The 17,285-nt window shown below is 43.9% G+C and carries 6 protein-coding genes, 4 tRNA genes, 5 rRNA genes and 1 riboswitch; of the genes, 13 read left to right on the forward strand and 2 right to left on the reverse strand.

The features are described 5' to 3' along the window. The first annotated feature begins 38 nt into the window (after nt 1–38). A complete protein-coding gene (locus AC2IP4_RS00585; RefSeq protein WP_486306805.1) occupies nt 39–413 on the forward strand; it encodes a YijD family membrane protein in 375 nt (124 codons plus the stop codon). A 102-nt stretch (nt 414–515) separates the two neighbouring features. Here AC2IP4_RS00585 and trmA read toward each other — a convergent pair whose 3' ends face one another. After that, entirely contained in the window at nt 516–1,622 is a 1,107-nt protein-coding gene (gene trmA, locus AC2IP4_RS00590) for a tRNA (uridine(54)-C5)-methyltransferase TrmA (RefSeq protein ID WP_060993978.1), read from the reverse strand. 148 nt (nt 1,623–1,770) lie between these two features. Beyond that, nucleotides 1,771–2,000, forward strand: a riboswitch (cobalamin riboswitch). Between the two features lie 46 nt (nt 2,001–2,046). On the opposite strand from trmA, the gene AC2IP4_RS00595 reads away from it, so the two are divergent. The 3 genes from AC2IP4_RS00595 (at nt 2,047) to murI (ending at nt 5,474) form a co-directional block, all read left to right on the forward strand. Beyond that, nucleotides 2,047–3,891 carry a TonB-dependent receptor domain-containing protein gene (locus tag AC2IP4_RS00595; protein ID WP_486306804.1) on the forward strand — a complete coding sequence of 615 codons (1,845 nt, stop codon included), beginning with the start codon at nt 2,047–2,049 and terminating at the stop codon, nt 3,889–3,891. Nucleotides 3,892–3,948: 57 nt separating this feature from the next. Next, nucleotides 3,949–4,620 carry a Dph6-related ATP pyrophosphatase gene (locus tag AC2IP4_RS00600; RefSeq protein WP_486306803.1) on the forward strand — a complete coding sequence of 224 codons (672 nt, stop codon included), beginning with the start codon at nt 3,949–3,951 and terminating at the stop codon, nt 4,618–4,620. A 65-nt stretch (nt 4,621–4,685) separates the two neighbouring features. Further along, nucleotides 4,686–5,474: a glutamate racemase gene (murI, locus tag AC2IP4_RS00605; protein WP_486306802.1), complete on the forward strand. Its 789-nt coding sequence runs from the start codon at nt 4,686–4,688 to the stop codon at nt 5,472–5,474. Here murI and AC2IP4_RS00610 read toward each other — a convergent pair. Then, complete coding sequence (locus tag AC2IP4_RS00610; protein ID WP_061013898.1) at nt 5,437–5,919, reverse strand: RNA-binding protein; 483 nt, start codon at nt 5,917–5,919, stop codon at nt 5,437–5,439. The genes murI and AC2IP4_RS00610 overlap by 38 nt on opposite strands. Nucleotides 5,920–6,506: 587 nt before the next feature. On the opposite strand from AC2IP4_RS00610, the gene AC2IP4_RS00615 reads away from it, so the two are divergent. The 9 genes from AC2IP4_RS00615 to AC2IP4_RS00655 all read left to right on the forward strand — a co-directional run bounded on the left by AC2IP4_RS00615 (nt 6,507) and on the right by AC2IP4_RS00655 (nt 17,175). Next, nucleotides 6,507–8,049, forward strand: a 16S ribosomal RNA gene (locus AC2IP4_RS00615). Between the two features lie 69 nt (nt 8,050–8,118). Further along, a tRNA-Ala gene (locus tag AC2IP4_RS00620) sits at nt 8,119–8,194 on the forward strand. A 378-nt stretch (nt 8,195–8,572) separates the two neighbouring features. Continuing rightward, a 23S ribosomal RNA gene (locus tag AC2IP4_RS00625) occupies nt 8,573–11,463 on the forward strand. Between the two features lie 136 nt (nt 11,464–11,599). Continuing rightward, nucleotides 11,600–11,715: ribosomal RNA gene (gene rrf / locus AC2IP4_RS00630) — 5S ribosomal RNA — on the forward strand. A 401-nt stretch (nt 11,716–12,116) separates the two neighbouring features. Beyond that, nucleotides 12,117–13,659 (forward strand): 16S ribosomal RNA (locus tag AC2IP4_RS00635). Nucleotides 13,660–13,755: 96 nt separating this feature from the next. Further along, nucleotides 13,756–13,831, forward strand: a tRNA-Glu gene (locus AC2IP4_RS00640). Between the two features lie 2 nt (nt 13,832–13,833). Further along, a tRNA-Lys gene (locus AC2IP4_RS00645) sits at nt 13,834–13,909 on the forward strand. A gap of 31 nt (nt 13,910–13,940) precedes the next feature. Continuing rightward, nucleotides 13,941–14,016, forward strand: a tRNA-Val gene (locus AC2IP4_RS00650). Between the two features lie 268 nt (nt 14,017–14,284). Continuing rightward, nucleotides 14,285–17,175 (forward strand): 23S ribosomal RNA (locus AC2IP4_RS00655). Together the 16S, 23S and 5S rRNA genes with 4 tRNA genes alongside form the textbook arrangement of a ribosomal RNA operon. Nucleotides 17,176–17,285 lie beyond the last annotated feature (110 nt).

Below are 17,285 nucleotides of genomic sequence, written 5' to 3' on the forward strand. Positions count from 1 at the left end.
TGGTCGCAGTGAGCCAATGTCTACACAAGGTGGTTAACATGACACATGAAAATAGTAGAAATGAACGTAAAACATTAGCGCTATCTGTGGTGACAGGCCTTTGTTTGAATGCCGTTTGGGTTGGTTTTACGGTAACTGAAGTCGCATTTTCAATTTTTCCAATTATAGCATTGGTTCTAGCTGCTCAAGGGTTGTATCAAGAGTATTTACGCCAACCAGAAAATGACGATACATCTCTTGTTGCTGTCGCTTGTTTTTTTGTTGGTTTATTTGGCCACTCCGCTTTCGTCAAAGCACAATACCCTGAAATTGGTTCAAACCTTTTTTCAATTATGGCGGCATTAGGTTTGCTGCTTTGGATTGGCGTGAAGATGGCTGTCTTGAAAAAGAAAGAAGAAGTGACAGAACTTTAATCACTCGTATATTTGATAAATATTAAATGAATTAATATTAGAATTTTAAAAAAGGCTCAGAATATAATGTTCTGAGCCTTTTTTATTTTTAAACGTTTAGAATTATTTTCTTTCTAAGAAAACACCTGCTTCCATATGGTGTGTATATGGGAACTGGTCGAAAAGAGCAAAACGAGTGATGTTGTGTGTTTTGCTTAATATCTCAAGGTTTTCTTTTAATGTATCAGGGTTGCAAGAGATGTACATTATGCGTTCATAGCCTTGAACCATTTTACAAGTGCCTTCATCCATACCTGAGCGTGGTGGATCGACAAAAATGGTATTGCAGTTATAGCTTTTCAGATCAACATTTTGATCTTTTAAGCGTCTGAATTCGCGTTTACCTTCCATTGCATCAGTAAAATCTTCTGCTGACATACGAATAATTTGCACATTATCAATATTATTGGCAGCTATATTATATTGAGCTGAGTCTACAGAAGGCTTTGCAAGCTCTGTAGCAAGTACACGATCAAAGTTTTTAGCTAATGCTAAAGAGAAGTTACCATTACCACAGTAAAGTTCTAATAAATCGCCTTGGCTGTTTTGAGTACAATCTACAGCCCACTCCAACATTTTTTGAGCTACAATACCGTTAGGTTGTGTAAAGCTGTTTTCAACTTGCTTATAAGTCAAAATATCATCATTAACTTTTAGTTTTTCAATTACAAACTCTTGGTCTAGAACGATTTTCATTTTTCGAGCACGACCAATTAGATTTAAATTAAATCCTTCATCGTTTAAACGTTGCTTTAATGCTGCGGCTTCTTCTTTCCAAGCATCGTCTAGTTGACGGTGGTAAAGCATAGATACCAAGATCTCACCGCTGAGAGTTGATAAAAAATCAACCTGAAACATTTTATAGCGAAGTGTTTTACTTTCTTTTACAGCTTCAGCAAGAAGTGGCATTAGGTCGTTAATAAGACGAGTGGCTGGTAAGAAATAATCTACACGGTACTTCTCTTTGGTTTTTTGATCGAACATGACGTAATACATGTCATCACCTTCATGCCAAACTCGAAATTCTGCACGCATACGGTAGTTTTCAGCAGGAGAAGAAAAGACTTCCAATTCTGGAACGTCAAATTCAGAAAATAGAGCAGACAGTGTTTCTGCTTTTTCATCTAACTGTACTTGATAATTTTCTGGGTTCATGACGGATTGTGTCATTGTCTTGCCTCGCGCTGCTCAAAATAAGAGCGCCGATTTTATGCGATAGAGATCTGTTGTCCAGTATTTGTGTGTGATTGGTCGAAACTAATTGGATTTGTGCTGCGATATTAAGCGCATAAACCTAGACAAATATAACGTACGCCATTACTATTCCGGCCATGTTGGTGCGCTATTTTCATTTTTGATAATAGCCTGAAAAGGGAATCTGGTGAAAATCCAGAACTGACGCGCAGCGGTAAGAGAGAACGAAGGTACAACTATTATTCACACTGTTATTTTTCTGTATGGAAAGGATATCGAGAAAAATGATGGGAAGTGAGTACCGTAGGTTAACTGCTCTCAAGTCCGAATACCGGCCAACAATAAGTAATGCATTATGCATTGCTATATGGACTTAACGCGATTTTAGGAAACAATGGAAATGAAAAAAACTGCCCTTGCGACTGCAATAGTGTCGCTGCTTTCTCACACCTATACTTCCCCTGTATTTGCCCAAAACACCACAACTGAAACTGATGAAACTATGGTTGTCACTGCTAATAGATTTGAGCAGTCAGCGAAAGATGTCATTGCGCCAGTAGAAGTGGTTACTAAAGAAGAAATTGAAGCGATGCAAGCTAAATCTCTTGATGAAGTACTACGTCGACTGCCAGGTGTTCAAATTGGAAAAAATGGTGGTTATGGTCAGAAAACGAGTTTATTTATTCGTGGAACAGAATCTGATCATGTACTTATTTTAATGAATGGGGTGAGATTAGGTAGTGCAACTTCAGGCGTTGCTGCTATTAATGCTATTTCATTAAATGGTGTAGAAAGAGTTGAGTATATTAGAGGGCCTCGTACTGCTATTTATGGTGCAGATGCTATTGGTGGTGTAATTAATATAATTACATCAACAATTGATGAATATACAGAAATTAGTGGTGGTTTTGGTTCTAATCAATATCAACAACTAAGTGCAGTAACAAGTACAAAAGTAAATGATAATTTATATGTAAAAGTAGCAGTTAGCCAAGAAAAAGAAGATGGCTTTTCTGCATATAGTGAATCGAATAGTTATTATGATCCCAGTAAAGATAGTGATAATGATGGATTTGAAAGTAATAATTTATCTTTAGAATTAGCATATAAATTCTCAGAATCATTTACTAGCCGAGTAAATATTGATTATAGCGAAGGTTCAGTAGATTATGATCCAGCTGCGTCATATAAAGATAGTAAGAATTATAATGTAGCTTTGAGTAATGAATATAAAACGAATAAATGGGTAACGTCATTAGTTGTGGCAACTAATCAGGATCATAATGATGAACATGCTTATAGTTCTTGGGCTGGTGTTTATACTGATGCTGTTTTTGAAACTCAGCGCGACTCTATTTATTTGAATAGCTTTTATCAATTAACCAATGAGTTAAATGTTGGAGGTGGTATTGATTGGTATAAAGATGATGTATCTAATTCAACAGATGCTGCAACATTTGATGAAACCTCAAGAACAAATTTAGCCGGTTTTGTAACGGGAGTTTATCAAAAAGACAACCTCCAGTTGGAAGCTAGTTTAAGAAATGATGATAATCAGCGTTATGGCAACAATATAACGTGGCAATTTGGTGTTGGCTACCAAGTTATAGAACATTATAAACTTACTTTTAATTCAGGAACTGCATTTAGAGCTCCTACATTTAATGATCTTTATTCAACTAACCCTATTTATGGCGATAGTGGTAACCCAGATTTAAAGCCAGAACAATCAGAAAATATGGAAGTTGCACTTATTGTTGATTATTCGTTAACTACTGTTCGTTTAGCTGCATATAAAAATAAAATTACAGATTTAATTGCTTATGGCAAACCTAGTGAGAATGTAGATAAAGCAACAATTGAAGGAATAGAAATATCCAGTAGTTTTGATACAGGACCAATTTTCCATCAAGTGAGTTTTGATTGGATGGATCCTAAAAATGAAGAAACTGGTGAGGTTTTAGCACGAAGAGCAAAAAAGAGTGGAAAATGGAATAGTTCATATGCAATTAATGATTTCCTATTTGATTTGAGTTATTTATATCAAGGTGAACGCTTAGATTATTCAGGTGGTGATATGCTTGATTCGTATTCACTTTTTGATCTTGCTGGAACTTATTTTATAACTGACTCTTTTTCGGTAAGCGCTCGAATTGCTAATATGTTTAATGAGGAATATGAAACTGCGGGTGGTTATAATACACAAGAACGTAGTTATTACGGAACGGCAACATATAAATTCTAAGTTATACATTTACTTAAACCGCCATTCATCGGCGGTTTTTTCTTTTCTGAGGTTCATATGAAAAAGAAAGTTATCATCAGTTGGTCTTCTGGAAAAGATTCAACACTCACTCTTATCCGTTTACTTCAAAATCCTGATTATGAGGTTGTTGCTTTATATACAACCCATGTAGCAAATGAAGTACCTTTTCAAGCAACTCCTATTTCTGTTGTTCAAATGCAAGCTGATTTAGTTGAGTTACCATTAATTGCGATTGAACTACCCACGGTGTTCCCTACCAATAATGAATATCAAAACTTAGTCGTTAATGGTTTAAAGGGATGTGGTATTGAGTTTGAGGCTGTAGCCTTTGGAGATATGTTTTGTAATGGCATTGTAGAATATCGAAAAAGTTATATAGAAGAGGCGGGTTGGGAGTGTGTGTTTCCTCTTGTTGGTCAATCTAGCTATGATTTGGCAAGCGAAATTATTTCTTGTGGAATTAAAACAATTTTAGTTACAACAGATGGAACTCAGTTAAGTAACTATTTTTGCGGTAGAGAATATACTAAAGAACTTTTAATTGAATTACCTGAGAAAGTAGATCCATGTGGTGAGGATGGTGAGTTTCATACTTTAGTTATCCAAGCGCCTTGTTTTAAAGGAGCTATTCAATTATTTGATCTTAAGGTTGATGAACAAGAACGTTTTACTCATTTACGTTATAGCGCTTCTATTTTACAAAAATAGTGCAGGCGGTATGATAAGTCCCTTAAGTTCTCATATCGATTTAAATAGAGTCTGTGGTTTTAGTTATGCCAAAACACATTTTAATTTTTGATTCAGGTGTCGGTGGATTATCTGTATATAAAGAGATCCAACAACAATTACCTTCAGAGAAATATATTTACGCATTCGATAACGCAGCATTTCCATATGGTGAGTTAACTGAATCTGTATTGATAGAGCGTACAACACACATAATAGCTCAACTATGTAGCCTGTTTCCTATTGATATTATTGTTATCGCATGCAATACTGCAAGTACAATTGTTCTTCCTACTCTTAGAGAAAAACTTTCTATTCCTGTTGTTGGTGTTGTCCCTGCGATTAAACCTGCAGCGTTGGTATCTAAGAAAATTGGTTTGCTAGCGACCCCTGCGACAGTAAAGCGCAGTTATACTTATGATCTTATCAAATCTTTTGCTCCGATATCCGATGTGCAACTATTAGGTTCAACACGTTTAGTTGAAATGGCAGAAGAGAAGATGATTGGAAAAAACGTAGATTTAAAAGAACTAGAAGAAATTTTATTACCATGGAAAGAGACGGTAGATACTATCGTTCTTGGTTGCACGCATTTCCCATTCTTAAAAAGTGAAATTAAAAAAGTACTTAATAATAACGTTTTACTTATCGACTCTGGTGAAGCCATTGCAAGAAGAGTGACACAGTTATTAGGGACGATAGAAAGGGGAGGTCAAAGTGAACAGAAAGGAGAAGTGTATTGTAGTGCCCCTACAAAGAATGAAGAGGCACTAAATAAAACATTTAGAGAACTAGAATTTAGTCCTCTTCAATATTTGGATTACCCGAAGTTTTAGGATCGTTAGCAATACGAACTTTAAGTGTACGCTGATCAAATTCGTTATTGTTTAAGTTTTCGATAACGTTATCCGCATCTTTACTTGCAACAACAACAAAACCAAAGCCTCTTCGTTTACCTGTACGTTTGTCTTTCATTAAACGCACGGCAAATACATCACCGAATTCAGCAAATAGATCTTTTACATCTGATTCATTTGCACGGTAAGGCAAATTACCAACATAAAGAGTTGTACTTGCTTGATCTGTTGTTTGAGTATCATCAACAGATGTCTTTGTACTTGGCTTAGTTGGAGCTTTATTAATAGTTAATAATGTAAAACCTGTAATTACTGCGCCAAAAGCGAAAGCAAAAGCGGGAGATACCGTTGGGAATAGCGACATTGCACCTGCACCTAGTGCAGCAATAACAATAATAATAATATTTGAGTTAGTAGATTTCATGATAAGTAAGGTCTAATAAATAAATGGAAAGTGATGAATTAACAATAAAATCACATTGATACTACTTATATTATTTATCAATTGCCAACTAATTAAGCCATTGTTCATTTCTTGTAGGGCTTTTGTTTGAAAAAAAGTGATCTGTGTAGAAAATAATCACTTAGATTGGAATATTGAAAAAGTACTTGCGAAACACTTTTAGCTCCCTATAATGCGCATCCGTTCCCAAGGGAAAAGTAATAGCTTAACCCTGAAGAACATTAAGTTTTGAGTATTTAAAATTAGTTTTAAATAACCCTTGACTTAAAAGTCTGGCTAGGTATTATACGCAGCCTGAAATGACGAAGCTGAAACGCTAAGTGGTTGAAAGACAACGCTCTTTAACAATTTAACCAAATCAATCTGTGTGGGCACTTGTGAGTTGATAATCAACTAGTTTACTCTTACTTCTCGAAGTAAGACAAACAAAATAATCAATGAACTGAGTGACTACACAAAATTACTTTTATGTAACAATCAGTATTAATCATTGAGCCGGTTTTGTTTCTGCTTCTCTTTATAGAAAAGACAGAGCAACCAAAAAACTTTAATTGAAGAGTTTGATCATGGCTCAGATTGAACGCTGGCGGCAGGCCTAACACATGCAAGTCGAGCGGTAACAGGAATTAGCTTGCTAATTCGCTGACGAGCGGCGGACGGGTGAGTAATGCCTGGGAATATGCCTTAGTGTGGGGGATAACTATTGGAAACGATAGCTAATACCGCATAACGTCTTCGGACCAAAGAGGGGGATCTTCGGACCTCTCGCGCTAAGATTAGCCCAGGTGAGATTAGCTTGTTGGTGAGGTAAGAGCTCACCAAGGCGACGATCTCTAGCTGGTCTGAGAGGATGATCAGCCACACTGGAACTGAGACACGGTCCAGACTCCTACGGGAGGCAGCAGTGGGGAATATTGCACAATGGGCGAAAGCCTGATGCAGCCATGCCGCGTGTATGAAGAAGGCCTTCGGGTTGTAAAGTACTTTCAGTCGTGAGGAAGGGTGTGTAGTTAATAGCTGCACATCTTGACGTTAGCGACAGAAGAAGCACCGGCTAACTCCGTGCCAGCAGCCGCGGTAATACGGAGGGTGCGAGCGTTAATCGGAATTACTGGGCGTAAAGCGCATGCAGGTGGTTCATTAAGTCAGATGTGAAAGCCCGGGGCTCAACCTCGGAACCGCATTTGAAACTGGTGAACTAGAGTGCTGTAGAGGGGGGTAGAATTTCAGGTGTAGCGGTGAAATGCGTAGAGATCTGAAGGAATACCAGTGGCGAAGGCGGCCCCCTGGACAGACACTGACACTCAGATGCGAAAGCGTGGGGAGCAAACAGGATTAGATACCCTGGTAGTCCACGCCGTAAACGATGTCTACTTGGAGGTTGTGGCCTTGAGCCGTGGCTTTCGGAGCTAACGCGTTAAGTAGACCGCCTGGGGAGTACGGTCGCAAGATTAAAACTCAAATGAATTGACGGGGGCCCGCACAAGCGGTGGAGCATGTGGTTTAATTCGATGCAACGCGAAGAACCTTACCTACTCTTGACATCCAGAGAATTCGCTAGAGATAGCTTAGTGCCTTCGGGAGCTCTGAGACAGGTGCTGCATGGCTGTCGTCAGCTCGTGTTGTGAAATGTTGGGTTAAGTCCCGCAACGAGCGCAACCCTTATCCTTGTTTGCCAGCACGTAATGGTGGGAACTCCAGGGAGACTGCCGGTGATAAACCGGAGGAAGGTGGGGACGACGTCAAGTCATCATGGCCCTTACGAGTAGGGCTACACACGTGCTACAATGGCGCATACAGAGGGCAGCAAGCTAGCGATAGTGAGCGAATCCCAAAAAGTGCGTCGTAGTCCGGATCGGAGTCTGCAACTCGACTCCGTGAAGTCGGAATCGCTAGTAATCGTGAATCAGAATGTCACGGTGAATACGTTCCCGGGCCTTGTACACACCGCCCGTCACACCATGGGAGTGGGCTGCAAAAGAAGTGGGTAGTTTAACCTTCGGGAGGACGCTCACCACTTTGTGGTTCATGACTGGGGTGAAGTCGTAACAAGGTAGCCCTAGGGGAACCTGGGGCTGGATCACCTCCTTAAACGATAGATTGCAATTTATGAGTGTTCACACAGATTGATTAGGTTAAAAAATAAAAGAGACGTTATGTGGGGCTATAGCTCAGCTGGGAGAGCGCTTCGCTGGCAGCGAAGAGGTCTGCGGTTCGATCCCGCATAGCTCCACCATCTTTAAGTATTCTCTTTGAGAGTCTTTAAAAATGGTTTCGAAACCTTTTATTAGGTTGAAAAACAATTGCTCTTTAACAATTTGGAAAGCTGACTGATTTAGCTTAATTTATTTTTACTTTTGAAAAAGTAAAACAAAACAGCTCAGGCTGTAATTAAGTTAAATCAAAATTTAAAAGTTCTTAATATCTTTTGTTTATTTTTAGATAAACAAACTAAAAACACATTCAAGTGTTCTTGTATTTTGAATCCGGCGAAAAACCAGAACTCCCTATCTTTTATACAGAGATAGCGACGAGTTCAACCTTGGTTGCTGTTTTGTCTTCACTTTTGAAAAGTGAAAGCAAATGGTCCATACGAAACCTCTTGGGGTTGTATGGTTAAGTGACTAAGCGTACACGGTGGATGCCTTGGCAGTCAGAGGCGATGAAAGACGTATTAACTTGCGATAAGCGTAGATTAGGTAGTAAAAACCATTTGAGTCTACGATTTCTGAATGGGGAAACCCACTAGCATAAGCTAGTATCGCTGCGTGAATACATAGCGCAGCGAGGCAAACCGGGAGAACTGAAACATCTAAGTACCCCGAGGAAGAGAAATCAACCGAGATCCCGAAAGTAGCGGCGAGCGAAATTGGGTTAGCCCTTAAGCTTTTAATGAGACAGGTGAAGCCTCTGGAAAGTGGCGCGATACAAGGTGATAGCCCTGTAACCGACATCTCATCATCAGTGAAAACGAGTAAGGCGGGACACGTGATATCCTGTCTGAATATGGGGGGACCATCCTCCAAGGCTAAATACTACTGACTGACCGATAGTGAACCAGTACCGTGAGGGAAAGGCGAAAAGAACCCCTGTGAGGGGAGTGAAATAGAACCTGAAACCGTGTACGTACAAGCAGTAGGAGCATACTTGTTATGTGACTGCGTACCTTTTGTATAATGGGTCAGCGACTTATATTCAGTGGCAAGGTTAACCGTTTAGGGGAGCCGTAGGGAAACCGAGTCTTAACTGGGCGTTCAGTCTCTGGATATAGACCCGAAACCAAGTGATCTAGCCATGGGCAGGTTGAAGGTTGAGTAACATCAACTGGAGGACCGAACCGACTAATGTTGAAAAATTAGCGGATGACTTGTGGCTAGGGGTGAAAGGCCAATCAAACTTGGAGATAGCTGGTTCTCCCCGAAATCTATTTAGGTAGAGCCTCGGACGAATACTACTGGGGGTAGAGCACTGTTAAGGCTAGGGGGTCATCCCGACTTACCAACCCTTTGCAAACTCCGAATACCAGTAAGTACTATCCGGGAGACACACGGCGGGTGCTAACGTCCGTCGTGGAGAGGGAAACAACCCAGACCGCCAGCTAAGGTCCCAAAGTTATAGCTAAGTGGGAAACGATGTGGGAAGGCTCAGACAGCCAGGATGTTGGCTTAGAAGCAGCCATCATTTAAAGAAAGCGTAATAGCTCACTGGTCGAGTCGGCCTGCGCGGAAGATGTAACGGGGCTAAGCTATACACCGAAGCTGCGGCAGTGCAATTTATTGTGCTGGGTAGGGGAGCGTTCTGTAAGCCGTTGAAGGTGGTCTGTAAGGGCTGCTGGAGGTATCAGAAGTGCGAATGCTGACATGAGTAACGATAAAGGGGGTGAAAAACCCCCTCGCCGGAAGACCAAGGGTTCCTGTCCAACGTTAATCGGGGCAGGGTAAGTCGACCCCTAAGGCGAGGCTGAAAAGCGTAGTCGATGGGAAACGGGTTAATATTCCCGTACTTCTTATAATTGCGATGGGGGGACGGAGAAGGCTAGGTAGGCTTGGCGACGGTCGTCCAAGTTCAAGTGCGTAGGCTAAGAGTTTAGGTAAATCCGGACTCTTGTTAGGCTGAGACACGATGTCGAGCATCTACGGATGTGAAGCTATTGATGCCATACTTCCAGGAAAAGCCTCTAAGCTTCAGATTATAAGGAATCGTACCCCAAACCGACACAGGTGGTCGAGTAGAGAATACTAAGGCGCTTGAGAGAACTCGGGTGAAGGAACTAGGCAAAATGGTACCGTAACTTCGGGAGAAGGTACGCTCCTAGCGGTGATGAGACTTGCTCTCTAAGCTGCCGGGAGTCGCAGATACCAGGTGGCTGCAACTGTTTATTAAAAACATAGCACTGTGCTAAATCGTAAGATGACGTATACGGTGTGACGCCTGCCCGGTGCTTGAAGGTTAATTGATGGGGTTAGACTTCGGTCGAAGCTCTTGATCGAAGCCCAAGTAAACGGCGGCCGTAACTATAACGGTCCTAAGGTAGCGAAATTCCTTGTCGGGTAAGTTCCGACCTGCACGAATGGCGTAATGATGGCCACGCTGTCTCCACCCGAGACTCAGTGAAATTGAAATCGCTGTGAAGATGCAGTGTACCCGCGGCTAGACGGAAAGACCCCGTGAACCTTTACTACAGCTTGGCACTGAACATTGACCCTACATGTGTAGGATAGGTGGGAGCCTTTGAAACCAGTACGCTAGTATTGGTGGAGGCAATCTTGAAATACCACCCTTGTATGCTTGATGTTCTAACGTTGGCCCCTTATCGGGGTTGCGGACAGTGCCTGGTGGGTAGTTTGACTGGGGCGGTCTCCTCCCAAAGAGTAACGGAGGAGCACGAAGGTGGGCTAAACACGGTTGGACATCGTGTGGTTAGTGCAATGGCATAAGCCCGCTTGACTGCGAGAATGACAATTCGAGCAGGTGCGAAAGCAGGTCATAGTGATCCGGTGGTTCTGAATGGAAGGGCCATCGCTCAACGGATAAAAGGTACTCCGGGGATAACAGGCTGATACCGCCCAAGAGTTCATATCGACGGCGGTGTTTGGCACCTCGATGTCGGCTCATCACATCCTGGGGCTGAAGTCGGTCCCAAGGGTATGGCTGTTCGCCATTTAAAGTGGTACGCGAGCTGGGTTTAGAACGTCGTGAGACAGTTCGGTCCCTATCTGCCGTGGGCGTTGGATGATTGAAAGGGGCTGCTCCTAGTACGAGAGGACCGGAGTGGACGAACCTCTGGTGTTCGGGTTGTTACGCCAGTAGCATTGCCCGGTAGCTAAGTTCGGGATCGATAAACGCTGAAAGCATCTAAGCGTGAAGCGAGCCTTGAGATGAGTCATCCCTGATACTTTAAGTATCCTAAAGGGTTGTTGAAGACTACGACGTTGATAGGCAGGGTGTGTAAGTGCTGCGAGGCATTGAGCTAACCTGTACTAATTGCCCGTGAGGCTTAACCATACAACACCCAAGGGGTTTTGAACGGATTTGAAGTTGCAAGAAACGTATTGAATGTGATTAAGAACAGCTCTTTATATAGAGAAACAGCTTTCCAGATTATTATTTATCTCTTATTGAGGTAGATAGAAAGAATTTGCTTGGCGACCATAGCGTTATGGACCCACCTGATCCCATGCCGAACTCAGAAGTGAAACGTAATAGCGCCGATGGTAGTGTGGGGTTTCCCCATGTGAGAGTAGGACATCGCCAGGCTTGAATTTGAGTAAGAGCCCGTTCAATAGAACGGGCTTTTATTTCGCTCTCAGATTGTCACTGTGAGCCAAGTCAACATAGCGTTTTTAACTCATTCATAATTAAATGAAAAAGTTGAAAATATTATCTTGACTTTCAAATCAGACAGCGTATTATACGCAGCCTGAAGCGACGAAGTGGTAACGCTAAGTCGTTGAAAGACAACGCTCTTTAACAATTTAACCAAATCAATCTGTGTGGGCACTTGTGAGTTGATAATCACTATTTGCGAAAGCAAATAAAAATAATCAATGAACTGAGTGACTACACAAAATTACTTTTATGTAACAATCAGTATTAATCATTGAGCCGGTTTTGTTTCTGCTTCTCTTTATAGAAAAGACAGAGCAACCAAAAAACTTTAATTGAAGAGTTTGATCATGGCTCAGATTGAACGCTGGCGGCAGGCCTAACACATGCAAGTCGAGCGGTAACAGAAATTAGCTTGCTAATTTGCTGACGAGCGGCGGACGGGTGAGTAATGCCTGGGAATATGCCTTAGTGTGGGGGATAACTATTGGAAACGATAGCTAATACCGCATAATGTCTTCGGACCAAAGAGGGGGACCTTCGGGCCTCTCGCGCTAAGATTAGCCCAGGTGAGATTAGCTAGTTGGTGAGGTAAGAGCTCACCAAGGCGACGATCTCTAGCTGGTCTGAGAGGATGATCAGCCACACTGGAACTGAGACACGGTCCAGACTCCTACGGGAGGCAGCAGTGGGGAATATTGCACAATGGGCGAAAGCCTGATGCAGCCATGCCGCGTGTATGAAGAAGGCCTTCGGGTTGTAAAGTACTTTCAGTAGGGAGGAAGGCGTTGTCGTTAATAGCGGCTTCGTTTGACGTTACCTACAGAAGAAGCACCGGCTAACTCCGTGCCAGCAGCCGCGGTAATACGGAGGGTGCGAGCGTTAATCGGAATTACTGGGCGTAAAGCGCATGCAGGTGGTTCATTAAGTCAGATGTGAAAGCCCGGGGCTCAACCTCGGAACCGCATTTGAAACTGGTGAACTAGAGTGCTGTAGAGGGGGGTAGAATTTCAGGTGTAGCGGTGAAATGCGTAGAGATCTGAAGGAATACCAGTGGCGAAGGCGGCCCCCTGGACAGACACTGACACTCAGATGCGAAAGCGTGGGGAGCAAACAGGATTAGATACCCTGGTAGTCCACGCCGTAAACGATGTCTACTTGGAGGTTGTGGCCTTGAGCCGTGGCTTTCGGAGCTAACGCGTTAAGTAGACCGCCTGGGGAGTACGGTCGCAAGATTAAAACTCAAATGAATTGACGGGGGCCCGCACAAGCGGTGGAGCATGTGGTTTAATTCGATGCAACGCGAAGAACCTTACCTACTCTTGACATCCAGAGAATTCGCTAGAGATAGCTTAGTGCCTTCGGGAGCTCTGAGACAGGTGCTGCATGGCTGTCGTCAGCTCGTGTTGTGAAATGTTGGGTTAAGTCCCGCAACGAGCGCAACCCTTATCCTTGTTTGCCAGCACGTAATGGTGGGAACTCCAGGGAGACTGCCGGTGATAAACCGGAGGAAGGTGGGGACGACGTCAAGTCATCATGGCCCTTACGAGTAGGGCTACACACGTGCTACAATGGCGCATACAGAGGGCTGCAAACTAGCGATAGTAAGCGAATCCCAAAAAGTGCGTCGTAGTCCGGATCGGAGTCTGCAACTCGACTCCGTGAAGTCGGAATCGCTAGTAATCGTAGATCAGAATGCTACGGTGAATACGTTCCCGGGCCTTGTACACACCGCCCGTCACACCATGGGAGTGGGCTGCAAAAGAAGTGGGTAGTTTAACCTTCGGGAGGACGCTCACCACTTTGTGGTTCATGACTGGGGTGAAGTCGTAACAAGGTAGCCCTAGGGGAACCTGGGGCTGGATCACCTCCTTAAACGATAGATTACGATTTATGAGTGTTCACACAGATTGATTAGGTTAAAAACGTAAAGAAGCAATAGAAGGTGCCCAACACCTTCAAATATCCAGTGTCCCGTTCGTCTAGAGGCCTAGGACACCGCCCTTTCACGGCGGTAACAGGGGTTCGACTCCCCTACGGGATACCATTGGGTCGTTAGCTCAGTTGGTAGAGCAGTTGACTTTTAATCAATTGGTCGCAGGTTCGAATCCTGCACGACCCACCATTCTTTCTCACGAAGGAATTAAAACTTTCGTGGGCGATTAGCTCAGTTGGGAGAGCACCTCCCTTACAAGGAGGGGGTCACTGGTTCGAGCCCGGTATCGCCCACCATCTTTAAGTATTCTCCTTGAGAATCTTTAAAAATGGTTTCGAAAGAAACATTGCTCTTTAACAATTTGGAAAGCTGACTGATTTAAATAACTTACGAGTTATCTAAATCAAAATTTAAAAGTTCTTAATATCTTTTGTTTATCTTAGATAAACAAACTAAAAACACATTCAAGTGTTCTTGTATTTTGAATCCGGCGAAAAACCAGAACTCGCAATGACGAGTTCAACCTTGGTTGTTTATGCCATACGAAACCTCTTGGGGTTGTATGGTTAAGTGACTAAGCGTACACGGTGGATGCCTTGGCAGTCAGAGGCGATGAAAGACGTATTAACTTGCGATAAGCGTAGATTAGGTAGTAAAAACCATTTGAGTCTACGATTTCTGAATGGGGAAACCCACTAGCATAAGCTAGTATCACTACATGAATACATAGTGTAGTGAGGCAAACCGGGAGAACTGAAACATCTAAGTACCCCGAGGAAGAGAAATCAACCGAGATCCCGAAAGTAGCGGCGAGCGAAATTGGGTTAGCCCTTAAGCTTTTAATGAGACAGGTGAAGGCTCTGGAAAGTGCCGCGATACAGGGTGATAGCCCCGTAACCGACATCTCATCATCAGTGAAAACGAGTAAGGCGGGACACGTGATATCCTGTCTGAATATGGGGGGACCATCCTCCAAGGCTAAATACTACTGACTGACCGATAGTGAACCAGTACCGTGAGGGAAAGGCGAAAAGAACCCCTGTGAGGGGAGTGAAATAGAACCTGAAACCGTGTACGTACAAGCAGTAGGAGCATACTTGTTATGTGACTGCGTACCTTTTGTATAATGGGTCAGCGACTTATATTCAGTGGCAAGGTTAACCGTTTAGGGGAGCCGTAGGGAAACCGAGTCTTAACTGGGCGTTCAGTCTCTGGATATAGACCCGAAACCAAGTGATCTAGCCATGGGCAGGTTGAAGGTTGAGTAACATCAACTGGAGGACCGAACCGACTAATGTTGAAAAATTAGCGGATGACTTGTGGCTAGGGGTGAAAGGCCAATCAAACTTGGAGATAGCTGGTTCTCCCCGAAATCTATTTAGGTAGAGCCTCGGACGAATACTACTGGGGGTAGAGCACTGTTAAGGCTAGGGGGTCATCCCGACTTACCAACCCTTTGCAAACTCCGAATACCAGTAAGTACTATCCGGGAGACACACGGCGGGTGCTAACGTCCGTCGTGGAGAGGGAAACAACCCAGACCGCCAGCTAAGGTCCCAAAGTTATAGCTAAGTGGGAAACGATGTGGGAAGGCTCAGACAGCCAGGATGTTGGCTTAGAAGCAGCCATCATTTAAAGAAAGCGTAATAGCTCACTGGTCGAGTCGGCCTGCGCGGAAGATGTAACGGGGCTAAGCTATACACCGAAGCTGCGGCAATGCAATTTATTGTGTTGGGTAGGGGAGCGTTCTGTAAGCCGTTGAAGGTGGTCTGTAAGGGCTGCTGGAGGTATCAGAAGTGCGAATGCTGACATGAGTAACGATAAAGGGGGTGAAAAACCCCCTCGCCGGAAGACCAAGGGTTCCTGTCCAACGTTAATCGGGGCAGGGTAAGTCGACCCCTAAGGCGAGGCTGAAAAGCGTAGTCGATGGGAAACGGGTTAATATTCCCGTACTTCTTATAATTGCGATGGGGGGACGGAGAAGGCTAGGTAGGCTTGGCGACGGTCGTCCAAGTTCAAGTGCGTAGGCTAAGAGTTTAGGTAAATCCGGACTCTTGTTAGGCTGAGACACGATGTCGAGCATCTACGGATGTGAAGCTATTGATGCCATACTTCCAGGAAAAGCCTCTAAGCTTCAGATTATAAGGAATCGTACCCCAAACCGACACAGGTGGTCGAGTAGAGAATACTAAGGCGCTTGAGAGAACTCGGGTGAAGGAACTAGGCAAAATGGTACCGTAACTTCGGGAGAAGGTACGCTCCTAGCGGTGATGAGACTTGCTCTCTAAGCTGCCGGGAGTCGCAGATACCAGGTGGCTGCAACTGTTTATTAAAAACATAGCACTGTGCTAAATCGTAAGATGACGTATACGGTGTGACGCCTGCCCGGTGCTTGAAGGTTAATTGATGGGGTTAGACTTCGGTCGAAGCTCTTGATCGAAGCCCAAGTAAACGGCGGCCGTAACTATAACGGTCCTAAGGTAGCGAAATTCCTTGTCGGGTAAGTTCCGACCTGCACGAATGGCGTAATGATGGCCACGCTGTCTCCACCCGAGACTCAGTGAAATTGAAATCGCTGTGAAGATGCAGTGTACCCGCGGCTAGACGGAAAGACCCCGTGAACCTTTACTACAGCTTGGCACTGAACATTGACCCTACATGTGTAGGATAGGTGGGAGCCTTTGAAACCAGTACGCTAGTATTGGTGGAGGCAATCTTGAAATACCACCCTTGTATGCTTGATGTTCTAACGTTGGCCCCTTATCGGGGTTGCGGACAGTGCCTGGTGGGTAGTTTGACTGGGGCGGTCTCCTCCCAAAGAGTAACGGAGGAGCACGAAGGTGGGCTAAACACGGTTGGACATCGTGTGGTTAGTGCAATGGCATAAGCCCGCTTGACTGCGAGAATGACAATTCGAGCAGGTGCGAAAGCAGGTCATAGTGATCCGGTGGTTCTGAATGGAAGGGCCATCGCTCAACGGATAAAAGGTACTCCGGGGATAACAGGCTGATACCGCCCAAGAGTTCATATCGACGGCGGTGTTTGGCACCTCGATGTCGGCTCATCACATCCTGGGGCTGAAGTCGGTCCCAAGGGTATGGCTGTTCGCCATTTAAAGTGGTACGCGAGCTGGGTTTAGAACGTCGTGAGACAGTTCGGTCCCTATCTGCCGTGGGCGTTGGATGATTGAAAGGGGCTGCTCCTAGTACGAGAGGACCGGAGTGGACGAACCTCTGGTGTTCGGGTTGTTACGCCAGTAGCATTGCCCGGTAGCTAAGTTCGGGATCGATAAACGCTGAAAGCATCTAAGCGTGAAGCGAGCCTTGAGATGAGTCATCCCTGATACTTTACGTATCCTAAAGGGTTGTTGGAGACTACGACGTAGATAGGCAGGGTGTGTAAGTGCTGCGAGGCATTGAGCTAACCTGTACTAATTGCCCGTGAGGCTTAACCATACAACACCCAAGGGGTTTTGAACGGATTTGAAGTAACAAGAAACAGATTGAATGTGATTAAGAACAGCTCTTTATATAGAGAAACAGCTTTCCAGATTATTATTTATCTC

It is taken from the genome of Aliivibrio thorii (genome assembly GCF_057368585.1).